The 15,355-nt window shown below is 43.0% G+C and carries 11 protein-coding genes; all 11 read left to right on the forward strand.

Annotated features, from left to right (window positions below):
* The first annotated feature begins 33 nt into the window (after window positions 1-33).
* Entirely contained in the window at window positions 34-717 is a 684-nt protein-coding gene (locus tag B5Y40_RS09655) for a TrmH family RNA methyltransferase (protein WP_079686470.1), read from the forward strand.
* 22 nt (window positions 718-739) lie between these two features.
* The gene (locus B5Y40_RS09660; RefSeq protein ID WP_079687142.1) at window positions 740-1,381 is read left to right on the forward strand and encodes a SanA/YdcF family protein; all 642 of its coding nucleotides are present in this window, start codon (window positions 740-742) and stop codon (window positions 1,379-1,381) included.
* Window positions 1,382-1,443: 62 nt separating this feature from the next.
* Window positions 1,444-3,981 carry a DUF5686 and carboxypeptidase-like regulatory domain-containing protein gene (locus B5Y40_RS09665; RefSeq protein WP_159453644.1) on the forward strand — a complete coding sequence of 846 codons (2,538 nt, stop codon included), beginning with the start codon at window positions 1,444-1,446 and terminating at the stop codon, window positions 3,979-3,981.
* 116 nt (window positions 3,982-4,097) lie between these two features.
* Window positions 4,098-6,032 (forward strand): threonine--tRNA ligase, encoded by a 1,935-nt coding sequence (gene thrS, locus B5Y40_RS09670; protein ID WP_079686472.1) that lies wholly within the window; start codon window positions 4,098-4,100, stop codon window positions 6,030-6,032.
* A gap of 80 nt (window positions 6,033-6,112) precedes the next feature.
* Window positions 6,113-6,688: a translation initiation factor IF-3 gene (infC, locus tag B5Y40_RS09675; protein ID WP_079686473.1), complete on the forward strand. Its 576-nt coding sequence runs from the start codon at window positions 6,113-6,115 to the stop codon at window positions 6,686-6,688.
* 27 nt (window positions 6,689-6,715) lie between these two features.
* The gene (rpmI, locus tag B5Y40_RS09680; RefSeq protein ID WP_079686474.1) at window positions 6,716-6,910 is read left to right on the forward strand and encodes a 50S ribosomal protein L35; all 195 of its coding nucleotides are present in this window, start codon (window positions 6,716-6,718) and stop codon (window positions 6,908-6,910) included.
* 84 nt (window positions 6,911-6,994) lie between these two features.
* Window positions 6,995-7,339 (forward strand): 50S ribosomal protein L20, encoded by a 345-nt coding sequence (rplT, locus tag B5Y40_RS09685; protein WP_079686475.1) that lies wholly within the window; start codon window positions 6,995-6,997, stop codon window positions 7,337-7,339.
* Window positions 7,340-7,517: 178 nt separating this feature from the next.
* Entirely contained in the window at window positions 7,518-10,649 is a 3,132-nt protein-coding gene (locus B5Y40_RS09690; protein ID WP_079686476.1) for an nSTAND1 domain-containing NTPase, read from the forward strand.
* Window positions 10,650-10,662: 13 nt separating this feature from the next.
* Window positions 10,663-11,829, forward strand: a complete 1,167-nt coding sequence (locus B5Y40_RS09695) for a porin family protein (protein WP_079686477.1) — start codon at window positions 10,663-10,665, stop codon at window positions 11,827-11,829.
* Complete coding sequence (locus tag B5Y40_RS09700; protein WP_079686478.1) at window positions 11,810-13,132, forward strand: hypothetical protein; 1,323 nt, start codon at window positions 11,810-11,812, stop codon at window positions 13,130-13,132. Before B5Y40_RS09695 ends, B5Y40_RS09700 begins: the two co-directional genes overlap by 20 nt.
* Window positions 13,133-13,205: 73 nt before the next feature.
* The coding region (locus B5Y40_RS29585; protein ID WP_394333181.1) for an immunoglobulin domain-containing protein at window positions 13,206-15,355 on the forward strand (2,150 nt) is incomplete at its 3' end.

A 15,355-nucleotide genomic window follows, 5' to 3' on the forward strand; every position in this document is an offset into this window, starting at 1 on the left:
CAGCTTCATAAGCCATACGCTTGTTTACCCTACATGACTGAAAAAGAATTCAAGGTATTTCATCACCTTTCTCAATTCGTCTCCGATCACAAAAAAGAATTTGTTGAAAAAGTGCTCAGTCACAGAACGCACCATGTTACCGTTGTACTCGAAGATATCTTTCAATCACAGAATGCGAGTGCCGTAATCCGCACATGCGAATGTATGGGTATACAGGATATTCACATCATCGAGATGATCAGTAAATATGAGATCAACCCAAGAGTATTGAAGGGCGCTAATAAATGGATGGACCTCCATCGCTATCACACACCGGGTGCTAATAATATTGAAGCATGCTTCAGTCATCTGCACGATCAAGGCTATAAAATTCTGGTCGCAGACCCTGATGAAGATGGCGCTTCGATTCACGATATCGATGTAACGGATTCGAAAATTGCATTGCTTTTTGGTAATGAACTGCGTGGTGTTTCTCCCTATGCTTTGCAACATGCCGATCAGAAAATAAGAATTCCGATGTATGGCTTTACCGAAAGCATGAACATCTCTGTAAGCGTTGCTATTTGCCTTAACTCGCTTATATCCAGGCTCCATGCCTCTGCAATGGATTTCGGTTTGTCAGAAGAAGAGAAAAATTATATACGCCTGGATTGGTTTCGTAAAATTGTGAAACGATCTGATTTGATAGAGCGCGAATTTCTGAGAACTATTCAGTAGTTTTGATTTCATGTCTATAAAGATGCGCTGGCTGAAAAGAATTGTACTCGCCTTTTCTATATCCTTTGTGCTGTTTCTTCTTTTCTGTAATGTATGGATCGTACTAAGCACGAAAGATAAAGTTTATACCGACGTAGAAGAACTCCCATCACATCGTATAGCACTGGTACTAGGTACAAGCCATAAGCTAGCCGGAGGAAAAGCAAATCCGTTTTTTGAAAAGAGAATGGAAACGGCTGCTAAACTTTTCGATATGGGTAAAATCGATCACTTTATTTTAAGTGGCGACAACAGCTCTATATTTTACAACGAACCTGTAGCCATGCGCAAGGCGTTGATGAAGCTAGGTGTACCGGACTCTGCCATCACGCTTGATTATGCGGGCCTACGCACATTGGATTCAGTCGTACGAAGTCAGAAGATTTTCGGGCAAGATAAAATCACCATCATCACGCAGCCTTTTCATAGTTACAGGGCCTTGTTCATCAGCCAATATTATAATATGGATGCAGTAGCCATGGTGGCCGATGAACCGGATTTTGAATATTCCATCAAAGTACGTTTACGTGAATACCTGGCGCGAACAAAGGCTGTTCTCGATTTATATGTGCTGAAGACTGTTCCACGCCACCTGGGCCAAAAAGAACAATTGAATAACCATTGAAACCCGGCATGGTTTTCAATGGGTTAAGATGAAATTACTATTTTTGTATTAAACCGGAACGTGTGCCTACGGAAAAAAATCGATTCTACGCAAAGCTGCTTTGCGCGCGCAACCTTATTTTTTTTCTGTTCGTAAGCGGTAATAGCTTAGCACAGGAAACGATCGTGAAGGGAAAAGTTACCGATGCTAATTCGGGAGATCCGATTCCATTCGTGAATGTTATCTATCAAGGTACATCCATTGGTACCACCAGTGACTTCAACGGAAATTATACTATAAAAACAACAACGCCTGGCGATACCATCGTTGCTTCCTATATCGGATATAATCCAAGAAAAAAAGCAGTAGGTAAAGGCGGAACGCAGGTTGTAAATTTTCAATTGGGAGAAGCAGCCACTCAGTTGCAGGAGATTGTAATCAGTGCCGGAGAAAATCCCGCGTATGAAATCCTTCGTAAAGTCGTCCGGAATAAATCTAAAAACGATAAGCGTAAACTTACCGCTTACGAATACGACACCTATACCAAGATTGAAATTGATGTCGATAACATCACCGATAAATTTCGTGAACGAAAAATTATCAAGAAGATCACACAAGTATTGGACAGTGTCGAACGTATGGCCGGTGAAGATGGTAAACCAATTTTGCCACTATTTATTTCCGAGAGTGTTTCCAAGTTTTACTACCGTGATAATCCACAACTGCAGTTTGAGAATATATTAAAGTCAAAGATCAACGGTGTTGGTGTGGAAGATGGAACACTGGTGACGCAGCTGGTTGGCTCATCGTTTCAAGAATATAATTTTTATCAGAACTGGTTAAATATAGTTACGAAAGAGTTTGTGTCTCCCATTGCCGATGGATGGCGATTGTATTATGATTATGATCTGACTGATAGTGTATATATAGGGGATGATTACTGCTACCGCCTTGACTTTACACCGAAAAGTCCACAAGACCTTGCTTTCACGGGTACGATATGGATTACCAAAGAAAGTTCAGCGCTCAAGCAGATCGATGTCACCGTGAACAAACAAGCCAACCTGAATTTTGTAGAGAAAATAAAAGTACAGCAGGAACTTGAGCCCACATCAGAAGGTGCGTGGTTGCCTGTGAAGACGCGTGTACTGATCGATGTAAGCGAGCTTACCAATACATCTGCAGGAATGCTCGCAAAGTTCTATACTTCCAATAAAAATTTCGTTGTAAATAAACCGCGTGAACCTGTGTTCTATCAACATCCTATTGTAATGGCAGAAGACGCGCGCCTCAACGAAAACGAAGAACATTGGGATACACTTCGTCATGAACCTTTATCGGAGACCGAGCGGAATGTATATAAGATGATCGATACTCTGCAGAATATTCCGATCGTAAAGACCTATATAGACCTGGCCAAGATTTTTGTTAACGGATACTTCGATGCAGGCAAAATATATATAGGGCCCTACATCGGTTTTGTAGCGGCGAATAACCTTGAAGGTTTACGATTACAGGCAGGTTTCAAGACCAGCATTGATTTTAGTAACAAGTGGGTATTACGGGGGCAGCTTGGATATGGCTTTAAAGATGAGAAATTAAAGTATGCAGCTTCGGTTCAATATATAGCCTCGCGAGAGAAATGGACCACCATTAGTTTACGTACACGAAGTGATATCGGCAGGGTAGGGGTGGATGACGAAACACTTGCTGATAACTATATATTTCTGGCAGCGCAACGATGGGGAAATTATCGAAGAGGCTATTACTTTGATGAAACCCGTTTCAACTTTCAACGTGAATTATTCAAAGGATTTACACAACGATTCGCTGTAAAGCGGCTGACGTTTCAGCCAGAATTTGAGTTCGGCTATACGCAGCCAGATGACGTGAACGGTGATACGTTATCAAATTTTCAGACATCAGAACTGATCATCGAATCCCGTTACGCCCGTGATGAACTTTTTATACAGGATGATAACGAGCGAATCAGCCTGGGCGCGATCAAGTGGCCAATCATAACACTCCGTTATACCCACGGCTTCAAAGGTATATTTGGCAGTGACTTTGACTATACCAAGTGGAGGCTGTCCATATTCAAGCGCATCAAGTTTGGTCCATTGGGTGTAGCGTATCTTAATACAACCGGAGAATATACCATGGGCTCGGCAGCCTATCCGCTGTTGACACCACACTTGGGAAACCAAAGTCCGTTCTATACTATCATTACGTATAACCTTATGGACTATGGCGAGTTCGTAAGCGATCGGTATGTGTCACTGCAATATCAACATCACTTTGAAGGGTTTTTACTGAATCGAATTCCGCTGATGCGAAAGCTAAAGTGGAGGTTGGTCGGGTCCGCCAATGTGATTTACGGAAGCATGAGTAATGCAAACAAGAAACTCATTCCATTGGAAGCGGATAGCGATACTCCCAAGTATCTTCCGGTTGGAACGTTTGACCGAAACAAGCCTTACGTTGAGCTAGGGTATGGTGTCGAAAATATTTTTCGCTTCATACGCGTAGACTTCGTGCATCGCCTTACATACCTTGATAAAACGGTGAACCCGGATGTCCGAAAATTCGGAGTGCTGGTCAGCTTCCAGTTTACACTATAATTTTTTTGCTGCTCTTTCTGTTACAACTTTTAAACTTGCGTTGCGAGAAGTTTAGGCTTTACACATCTTTTAACCATATTTGCACTCGAATTAATTTTGTAGTTTAATTCTTAATCATGAATGTAAAAATTTCTCTTCCCGATGGAAGTGTGCGGGAATATCCGCAAGGTGTTAAAGGTTCAGAGATTGCATCAAGCATCAGTGAAGGTTTAGCACGCGTTGCTCTGGCAATCGAAGTTAATGGTGAAGTGCGAGACCTGGCTAGGCCTATCGACCAGGATGCATCTATAAAAATTCTCACGTGGAATGATAAGGCAGGGAAGTCAACGTTCTGGCATTCATCCGCTCACTTACTGGCAGAAGCACTTGAAGCACTTTATCCCGGAGTAAAATTCGGTATAGGGCCTGCTATCGATAATGGTTTTTATTACGATATAGACCTCGGAGGCAAAGCTTTCGGTGAAGAAGATCTTGCTGCCATTGAAAGCAAGATGAAAGAGCTTGCCAAGAAGGATAATATATACTCACGCAGAGATGTGAGCAAAGCCGAGGCGCTCGATTTCTTTACCAAGAAAGGCGATGAGTATAAAGTTGAATTGATAACCGATTTAAAAGACGGCAGTATAACTTTTTACGAGCAAGGTAATTTTACCGATCTCTGCAAAGGTCCGCATATACCACATACAGGTTTTATAAAAGCTGTGAAGCTTCTCAACGTTGCCGGTGCATACTGGCGTGGCAATGAGAAGAATAAAATGCTGACCCGCATTTACGGTATAACATTTCCAAAGCAAAAGGAACTTGAAGAGTATATACATTTACTCGAAGAGGCTAAGAAACGTGATCACCGTAAGTTGGGTAAAGAACTTGAGCTGTTTGCCTTCTCAGAAAAAGTAGGCATGGGCTTACCACTCTGGCTTCCGAAGGGGACAATCCTTCGCGAACGTCTCGAGCAGTTCCTGCGTAAAGCACAGATCAAAGCCGGGTATGATCCTGTTGTAACTCCTCATATAGGAAGTAAATCTCTGTATGTTACTTCAGGTCACTATGAGAAATATGGTAAAGATTCTTTTCAACCCATCCATACTCCGGATGAGGGCGAAGAGTTTTTGCTCAAGCCAATGAATTGTCCGCATCACTGCGAGATATATAAGACCAAGCCACGATCCTATCGCGATCTTCCAATCCGGTTAGCAGAGTTTGGTACAGTGTATCGTTATGAGCAGAGCGGTGAGCTTCATGGTCTGACACGCGTCCGTGGGTTTACTCAGGATGATGCGCATATATTCTGTCGGCCGGATCAGGTTAAGGAAGAGTTCATTAAAGTGATAGACCTTGTATTGCTCGTATTCAGATCGCTTGGATTTGAAAACTTTACAGCACAGGTTTCATTACGCGATTCTGCCAATAAGGTAAAGTATATTGGTGAAGACCACTTGTGGGAAAGAGCTGAACGCGAGATACAGGAAGCTGCCGATGAACGTGGACTGCAGACCGTTGCCGTTCAGGGTGAAGCTGCATTCTATGGACCGAAGCTTGACTTCATGGTGAAAGATGCGTTGGGCCGCAGCTGGCAGTTGGGTACAATCCAGGTGGATTACCAATTACCACAACGATTTGAACTTGAATATGTAGGCTCCGATAATCAAAAACATCAGCCCGTAATGATTCACCGCGCACCATTTGGTTCACTGGAAAGATTCGTGGCGGTTTTGATCGAGCATTGTGCCGGTAATTTTCCGTTGTGGCTGGCGCCCGATCAAATTGCTGTTCTCCCTATTTCAGAGCGTTTCAACGACTACGCGAAGCGTGTCTACGATGCACTCAAAGAACAGGATATCAGAGGTTTGTTAGACGACCGGGATGAAAAGATCGGCCGTAAGATCCGCGATGCTGAAACCAAAAAGATTCCATACATGCTTATTGTAGGGGAGAAGGAAGTTTCAGAAGAAAAAGTAGCTGTGCGAAAGCATGGACAAGGTGATCAGGGAAGCGTTTTACTAGATGAATTTGTAGCCAAATTCAGAATAGAATGCGCTGCTCCAAACTGATTCACTTACAGCTGCTTGCATTTTTAATGTAAATAACGATATTTGCACCCTGTTTTTTTGAACTTAAACATTTTAGAGTTATCAATAGTAGCGCAAACAGACCCAGCAGTTTTGGCAGGCCTCCCAGAAGAGGTCCTCAAAAGCCTGAAGAGCCGTACCGTATTAACGAAAGAATTACCGCGGCTAAGGTTAGAGTTGTAGGAGAAAACATCAAAGTAGATGTATACCCTATCCAGCAAGCCATTAAGTTGGCGCAGGAACAAGGATTGGACTTGGTTGAGATTTCACCCAACGCAGATCCTCCTGTATGTAAAGTTGTTGACTACTCGAAATTTAAGTACGAGCAGAAAAAAAAGCAGAAGGAGATAAAGGCGAAGACTGTAAAAGTGGTGATCAAAGAGATCCGCTTCGGTCCGAACACGGATGATCATGATTTTAATTTCAAATTAAAACATGCCATCACATTTCTCCAGGAAGGAGCCAAGGTTAAGGCCACTGTATTTTTTCCAGGTAGATCAATTGTGTACAAAGAACGTGGAGAAATTCTCCTGTTGAAATTTGCACAGCTTCTGGAAGAGTATGGTAAAGTAGAGCAAATGCCAAGGCTTGAAGGAAAGCGGATGAGCATTATGCTAATGGCCAAGGCCAAAAAGTAAGAACTGTAAAGTTTTAATTTTTATACAATGCCTAAATTAAAAACAAAATCAGGAGCCAAGAAACGCTTTAAAGTGACTGGCACTGGTAAGATTAAGCATAAGCATGCTTTCAAAAATCATATCCTGACGAAGAAGGAGACTAAGCAGAAACGCAGACTTAGTAACAAAGCTATCGTTAAGAAATCAGATATGAAGAATGTAAAAGCAATGCTTATTCTCTAATCACTGGTTCAAATGTTTAACCCGGATGCTGGCCCTAAGCTTCATGTAACAGTGGACGCCATCAGCCAAAAAATGTAAAGTAAAATGCCAAGATCAGTCAACAATGTAGCCTCAAGAGCAAGACGCAAACGCATCTTGAAGCTGGCCAAAGGTTTCTTCGGCCGTAAGAAGAATGTATGGACGGTAGCAAAAAATGCCGTTGAAAAAGGTTTAGGGTACGCTTATCGTGATAGAAAGCAAAAGAAAAGAGAATTTCGTGGTGTGTGGATCGCCCGTATCAACGCTGGTGCCCGTATTCATGGTTTATCTTACTCAGAACTTATGGGTAAATTAAAGAAATCAGGTATCGACTTGAACCGTAAAGTATTAGCTGATTTAGCAATGAACCATCCTTCAGCATTCGAAGCTATCGTAAAGAAGGTGAAGTAATTGTTTCTAATATAAAATTTTAAGGGGGACGAATGTCCCCTTTTTTGTTTAATTAAAATTACCCTATATTCGGGGAAGCTGATTTTTTTGACTATAAGATGGATTTTTTTTAGACAAGTAAGAGAGTGCCGACATTCAGCATCAATTTCCTAACTATCAAGTCCTGTAGGGGTTAGCTATGCTTAATCAACCCCAACATAAACAGAGGCTTAAAGACACCTCGATCATTTCCAATATTCTGGTTGAGGAAGAAAATCCTTTTCCCGGATTACGGCCGTTTTCTATTGACGATAGCCATTTATTTTTTGGTCGTGAAGGTCAGATCGATGAGATCCTTTCGAAGCTGGCGAAGAATAGATTTGTAACAGTAATGGGCTATTCGGGAAGCGGTAAATCTTCCCTGATGGCGTGTGGTCTTGTACCCGTTTTATATGGAGGATTTGTTACTGAATCCGGACCCGATTGGATTGCAGTAACAGCAAAGCCTGGGTCATCCCCCATAGAGATGCTGATCGACTCCGTTCTGGAATATATGATCAAGACTCGTCAGATCGAAGCAAGCGAGGAAGCTGTTCATCGTGCGTTGATCAACTCCGTGCTTCGCAGTGGGCCACAAGGTTTAACACAAGTAGCACGTTACCTTCAGAGAAACTCTTCCGGAAATGTATTTTTCCTGATCGATCAGTTCGAAGAAATATTCCGATACCGCGATCTCTCTGATCCCGAAGTGCAGAATGACGCACAGCTTTATGTGAATCTATTCATGAACTCGGTGCAGCAAACCGAAGTGCCGGTATATGTGGCGCTTGCCATGCGTTCGGATTTCATAGGAGAGTGTTCTGTATTCCCAGGATTGACAAGGCTGATCAATAGCAGTAACTACCTGGTTCCTCAGATGACGCGTGAACAGAAAAAGATGGCCATCGAAGGGCCGATCGCTGTTGCCGGAGGAAAAATATCGCCACGTCTTGTGAAGCGATTGTTGAGTGACATGGGGGTGGATCAGGATCAACTTCCAATCTTGCAACATGCGCTCATGCGTACATGGGATTACTGGCTTCTCAATCACGAGGCTGGTGAATCGGTAGATGTACGTCATTATACCGCGATAGGAAAAATTTCACAAGCACTTTCGCAGCACGCAAATGAAGCGTATGATGAACTCTCATCGCGGAGTAAAGCCATTGCTGAAGTGCTCTTCAAAAGTATAACAGAAAAAAATCAGGAGAACCGTGGCATGCGCCGTCCATGCCAACTTGCATTGATAGCACAACTGGCGGAGGCAAGTGAAGAAGAGGTTATACATGTAGTGGAGCAATTCCGAAAACCAGGCCGCTCTTTTCTGATGCCGGCAGCACATATACCTTTGAATGGTGAGTCTATCATAGAGCTTTCACACGAAAGTCTTATTCGGATATGGAACCGGTTGGAGGTTTGGGTTGAAGATGAATTTGAATCGGCTGTGATGTATAAGCGTCTTTCAGATGCAGCGGCCATGTATCAAATTGGTAAAACCGGTTTGTGGAGAACACCGGATTTGCAGCTTGCACTCAACTGGCAAAAGAAACAAAAGCCAACCCGCGAATGGGCACAACGATATGACGAAGCGTTTGAGCGTGCTATCGTTTTCCTCGATACAAGTCGTATCACATACGAAGCTGAATTAAAAAATCAGGAGATGATGCAGAGACGTGTTCTTCGAAGAACACGTGCTACGGCGATCATTCTGGGTATAGCATTTCTTATAGCTATATTATTTTTCGTTTATGCCTATTTGCAAAAACTTCAGGCAGATGCCGATCGTGAGTATGCCGATATACAAAAGAATGATGCGCAGGTTCAACGTGAAGAGGCTCTGAAACAGAAAAAGGAAGCGGAGAAACAGAGAGCGGATGCTGTCTCTGCCCGTGACCTTGCTGATAATTATAATAAAGAACTTCAGTCAACAATCAATCAGCTTGAAACCGCGAAGGATGATGTTGAGAAAGCACTGGTAAAAGCAAAGAGCGAAGAACGTAGAGCTACGGTGGCAAACCAGGAGGCACAACGCAGTCTTGATTTTGCAAATCTTAAGAAAGAGGAAGCTGATCTAAACTGGCTCTTTGCTAAAAATCAACTCATGTTGCGTGTAGCCCAGGTGTTGGCTACCAAGTCTGTGCAGGAAGATGATGACAAAGATCTCGCTGCGTTGCAGGCATTACAGGGACATATCTTTCACAAAAGATATAGCGGTAAAAAGTATGATCCCTATATATACCGTGGCTTATATAGCGCACTCACGAAAATTATTGGTGCAAGTTATAACGCGATGAAAGTAAAGGGCCCGCCACGCGTGCACATACGTTCCCTGGTAGTCTCTGAAAAGAATAATAATTTCTTTGCTTCCGGTGCAGATGGTCGTATTTACAAAGGGGATTATGATAAGCTGACAAACTCTGCTGCAGGTTTTGCAACACCTTATCCGAGCAAAGTGATTGCTTTAAGTAAGGATGAAGATTTTCTAGTCAATGGAAGCGACTCTGCTTTCGTTCAGATTTATAATCTTCAGGGTAAACCCAAGATAAAAGTGATCAAAGGTTTCAACGGAGCCACCAACGACATTGAGTTTCTGCCGGATAATTCAGGATTTATAGTGGCGAGCTCGGATAAATCGTTGTCGTTTGTGGATCATCATACCGGAGATCTGAAAGTTCTTGTAAAACTTCCGTTCGAACTAAAATCGATAAGCATACATCCCGATGGTAAATCACTTGCCGGTAGTACATGGTCCGGACTGGTTGTATTGGTAAATCTGAATGATTACTCCTATACTACATTGGCAACCGAAGTTTCGAGCAGAGTTCTTTCTGTGAAATATAGCGCCAGTGGTAATTTTCTTGCCTATGGTATAGATGTTTTGTCGAACAAGCGTGGTATCGTTAAGTTGTATGACTTCGCAACACAGGAAACGCGGCAATTCTCAGGGCATCGCGCAGGTGTATATGATGTAGAATTCAGTCCGGATGAGAAGCTGCTGGCCAGTGCCGGATTAGATAAACGAGTACAACTATATGTGCTTGATAATCCGGAAGACTTACCGGTAGAAATGGAAAACAACAACGGCTTTGTATGGGATATAGCCTTTGCCAAGGGATCTAATATTCTGATTGCAGCATGTAGTGAATCGGAGATCAGAATCTGGCCAACAGATCCAGGGATTTTGGCAGAACAGATCTGTCCGAATATTGAAAGGAAAGACATGACAAAAGATGAGTGGACGAAATATGTGGGTAATGATATAGAATATGAAAATACATGTACAGGTAATTGATTGACGATAACGAATGATAAGACCGCTTACTAAACCCTTCTTTCTTCTTGTTTTTTCTTTAATGGGACTTTTTCCTGCATTTGCGCAGGATGAGTGTGAGCTTGTATTAAATCGTGCAATCGAAGAATTTAATGCAGGCCACCACTATGGTATCCCCGCGATGTTGAACGAGTGTCTCGAAAGAAATCAAAATCGGGAATGGAGACAACGTGCTTATTTACTTTTAGCAGAGACCTATTTATTGCTCGAAGATCCTTTCGGAGCAGAGAAAAGTTATCTCGAAGTGTTACGTGCCAATCCAGAGTATAAGACTGATGAAGCGCGTGATCCCATCGATTTGGTATACCTCAGTTCCAAATTTACATCGACACCTATATTTACCTTGTCTGCTAAGATTGGGCCTAATATTTCAATTATTAGAAAGCTGGTTGATCGCGGTACGTATGCGAGCGAAGTCAACAAACAATACAGACTTAAGCCAGGCTTCCAGGTTGGTGTAGGAGTGGACTGGAATTATAGTGAAAGACTCAGTGTAATGCTTGAAGGTAATTTTGTGTACTCTGCCTATCGGCAACGTATTTCCGGACAATTTGATCGTGATGAATCTTCATTTTTCGATCGGCAAACCTGGGTACGTATACCACTGTCAATAAAATATTCAGCGGCTCAAGGTCAGTATCGGCCGTATGGATATATAGGTTCATCATTTGATTTGTTGCTGGGCGACCGTGCTACGATACAATACAAAGATCAGAATTATAATCCGGAGACGAACAGGGTGGAGAGTATAGATCGCGAAAGCCCGATTCTGAAGTATAAATCAAAACGCAATGCTATAAATTACTCGGTGTTTGTTGGGGGCGGTGTAAAGTATAAATTGAAGCTGGACTATATTTTCGCAGACCTCCGGTATTCTTTTGGGATGACAAACATTGTTGATCAGGACAATAGCATCTTCGACTATAATAAAGGTCAAAGCCCGGTCACAGAAGGGTTTCAGGATTCCGGTGACGGCACTTTTAGATGGGGCCACATTGATGATCTTTTTAGGATGGACAACCTGTTTATATCGGTAGGGTATATCCATCCACTCTATAAACCAAGAAAATTGAAGAAGGCTCATTCAAAATCTGTATTGCGTTCTATTAAAAGACAAGGCGATGAAGTTAAGGTTGATTAATATTTTCTGGCTGCTCCTTCCTTTTCTTTCCTGCGATACAAAGAAGGATTTTGAAGAAGGGACTAAAAACTATTTCGTTAAGTACTTTGGAGAAGATGGCGATCAACAGGCTATCGACATGGTGGTAAACGAGGATGGAACAATCATGATCCTAGGAAACACGTCTATGCCGGGAGCTTCACAGCGTATACTTATGATCAAGACTGATGCTGAAGGGAATCTTTTGTGGCAGAAGAAATTTGGCAGTGATGTCGACTTGTTGGGACGCGAGGTTATAGCTGAATATCCGCAGGACCTGGAGCCGACCAGTGACGGTAATTTCTTGATCCTGTCCAATATGTATAGAGGTGTAGATGTGGCTACAAATGAAGATATATATGACTTTAAGGTTATCAAGATAAATCCACAAGGGGACTCAATCGGAGGCATGGAGTTCGGTAACAATGCAGAGAAGTGGAGTACTCAATTTGTCAGATCCATTACAGCATTGAGTAGCGGTGGATTTATAGTGACCGGAAATTCTACGGATGAATCGATCGCTGCTGATCCACAGCTTACACCTCCCGACCAGGAGGATATGTTTGCGATTGGATTTGAGAGCGATCTCAAAACGGTTGCCTGGACAACCCTGGAGCTAGGCGCTTCTGTTGGAACAACCGGAGAACATTTTGGTTCCGGCATCAAAGTCTTCGAAGCTTCCCCCAATGAATACTATATGTTCTCGTACTCTGACAGGCAGTTGATCGGAGAGACTGACTTTGAATCCAATTTTGAAGTCAGTAATTTTTCAGGAAACGGAATTCCGCTGGGATTCTCTGATAACGCAGGCCGGGAAACGAGCTGGGAAATTCTGGCATCGGTGTGCAAAGTGCCTGGAGTTTTGGGTGGGGGATACTATGAGTTAGGTACATCAATTCCAACATCTACTATAACCAATACGGTTGGGCAGTTATATTTTTGCAAGCGAAATGAAAATCTCAATAAGCAAAGCGAAGGTACGATCAGTAGCATCTCCGGGCAATTTACGGCCACAACGGTTGCCCCATCTGTATTTTCAGATGGTTTTCTGATCCTCGCCAATGAAAAAACAACTGCTGGAACAACGATACGATTAATTAAGACGAACCTGAATAGTGAAGCACTCTGGTCGGTAAATATGGGGTCGTTCGACAAAAGCAGCAGCGGAGCAAGTGTCGCCGAACTCCCGGACGGTCGCATTATGATTTTAGGAACCATTGAACTCGAAACCCAGGATAAGATCGGCCTAATGAAAGTCAACTCCCAAGGAGAGTTCTTAAACTAAATATTTACCAGTGCGAATCGTAAGGTTACATTTTAAGCCGAGAATTGATATACTAAACAACTGCCTCTCTGCCATGCCTTTAAGGAAGATATTTCGCTATACGATCTGCGCGTTGCTATTAAGCATTATTCTTCCGGTGGGACAGGCTTTTAGTCAGTGCAGCATCACTACCCTCAATCCATCTTATTGTATCGATGCTCCTGCCGTCACACTTTCCGGAGGTACTAATTATTATGGCCCCGGTGTAAGCGGATCGACTTTTACTCCTGCTTCCGCTGGCGCGGGAACTCACAAGATATATACTACAGATGGAACAACGGCTTCCTATACTGTAAATACTACGGGTACCTTTAGTCCGGTTACGCTTCCATCTCCAACAACGCTAACCATCGGTGTCAGTATATCGGTACCCATCACCATTGGGTTTAATTTTAGTTTCTATGGAAACACCTATTCGTCACTGCGTGTTTTTGATAATGGGTTCATCCGGTTTTCAGGAACGAACGCTACTCCGATACCACAAACAATTCCAAATGCAGTAAACCCCAATGACCTGATCGCGATTGCGTGGAGTGATCTGAACGCATCGACAGGAGCAATCCGGTATCAAACCATGGGAACTGCACCGCTTCGTGTTTTGATCATTGAATATTCCAACGTACAGTTTACCAACAATACTGCGGACTATGTAACGTCTCAAATTCATTTATATGAGACAACAAATATCATCGAGATCCATTCTACGCATATAGGCTCTGATGGCACTGCACAGACCATGGGTATTGAAAATAGCCCTGGTACCATTGCCGGGACTATACCTGGACGGAACAATCAGATCTTTACCGCGGACAATGATTACGTTGGATTTATACCTTCCTGTACAGAGGTTAAATCAGTAACAGTTAATCCTGTTCCCAATAATGCATTGACGGTGTCACCCGCCACAACTACAATTTGTTCAGGAGCAACAGTTGATGTTACAGTTGCCAATTCGGAAGTGGGCGTAAATTATCAATTGAGGAATAGCGCAGATAATTCAGTTCTGGGTAGTTCTGCTGCAGGTACAGGAGGAAATCTTTTACTTACGAGCAGTGCAATAAACTCTAATCTTTCAATCAAAGTAACTGCGACAAATTCTACCACAAGTTGTGATACAGATCTTACCAATACAGTAAATGTTACGGTTAATACTTCGCCCGTGATAACTACTCCTCCTGCCAATGCAGTAGTGTGTCAGGGCGCGAGTGCTACATTTAATGTTGTGGCTACAGGAACCGGGCTAACATACCAGTGGAGAAAGAACACAACAAATATACCAGGTGCTACAGGCAACAGTTACACTATAGCGACAACCGCATCAACGGATGCCGGTAGCTATGATGTTATTGTGTCTGGTACATGCACACCACCCGTTACCAGTACAGCAGCGACCTTAACGATTAATGCTTTACCAGCGATCACGGCCCAACCGGTAGCGAGTCAGGCAATCTGCGAAGGTAGTGCTGCGTCTTTTAGCGTTACAGCTTCAGGTACCGGATTAACGTATCAATGGAAGAAAAACGGAGTAGATATAGTAGGAGCGACCTCAAACACATATACTATTGCAACAACGGCTACAGCCGATGCAGGCACCTATACAGTTGTAGTAAGTGGTACATGTTCTCCTTCTGTTACAAGCACAGCGTCAGTACTTACCATTCAGGAGCGTCCAGAGATTATTACTGGACCGACTACACAAACAGTTTGTGCTGGACAGAGTGTAACGTTTAATGTTAATGTTGGTGTTACCACCGGTGTATCCTATCAGTGGAGAAAGAACGGATCAAATATAGTTGGCGCTACTGGTAGCAGTTATACTATAGCTACAACTGCATCAACGGATGCTGGTAGCTATGACGTTGTTGTAAGTGGCACATGTACACCGCCTGTTACCAGTGCAGCAGCAACCTTAACGATTAATGCTTTACCAGCGATCACTGCTCAACCTGTAGCGAGTCAGGCAATCTGCGAAGGTAGTGCTGCGTCTTTTAGCGTTACGGCTTCAGGTACTGGATTAACGTATCAATGGAAGAAAAATGGAGTAGATATATCAGGAGCGACCTCCAACACATATACCATTCCAACAACGGCTACTGCTGATGCAGGCACCTATACAGTTGTAGTAAGTGGTTCATGTTCACCTTCTGTTACAAGCACTGCTTCTATATTAACAATTAGAGAAAA

Origin of the sequence: Ohtaekwangia koreensis, assembly GCF_900167975.1 — a bacterium.
Taxonomy (GTDB): domain Bacteria; phylum Bacteroidota; class Bacteroidia; order Cytophagales; family Cyclobacteriaceae; genus Ohtaekwangia; species Ohtaekwangia koreensis.

What these genes read in the sequence shown, in the direction of transcription:
- B5Y40_RS09655 (WP_079686470.1), top strand. Translation starts at nt 34, where the DNA reads ATGACTGAAAAAGAATTCAAGGTATTTCATCACCTTTCTCAATTCGTC.
- B5Y40_RS09660 (WP_079687142.1), top strand. Translation starts at nt 740, where the DNA reads ATGCGCTGGCTGAAAAGAATTGTACTCGCCTTTTCTATATCCTTTGTG.
- thrS (WP_079686472.1), top strand. Translation starts at nt 4,098, where the DNA reads ATGAATGTAAAAATTTCTCTTCCCGATGGAAGTGTGCGGGAATATCCG.
- rpmI (WP_079686474.1), top strand. Translation starts at nt 6,716, where the DNA reads ATGCCTAAATTAAAAACAAAATCAGGAGCCAAGAAACGCTTTAAAGTG.
- rplT (WP_079686475.1), top strand. Translation starts at nt 6,995, where the DNA reads ATGCCAAGATCAGTCAACAATGTAGCCTCAAGAGCAAGACGCAAACGC.
- B5Y40_RS09690 (WP_079686476.1), top strand. Translation starts at nt 7,518, where the DNA reads ATGCTTAATCAACCCCAACATAAACAGAGGCTTAAAGACACCTCGATC.
- B5Y40_RS09695 (WP_079686477.1), top strand. Translation starts at nt 10,663, where the DNA reads ATGATAAGACCGCTTACTAAACCCTTCTTTCTTCTTGTTTTTTCTTTA.
- B5Y40_RS09700 (WP_079686478.1), top strand. Translation starts at nt 11,810, where the DNA reads ATGAAGTTAAGGTTGATTAATATTTTCTGGCTGCTCCTTCCTTTTCTT.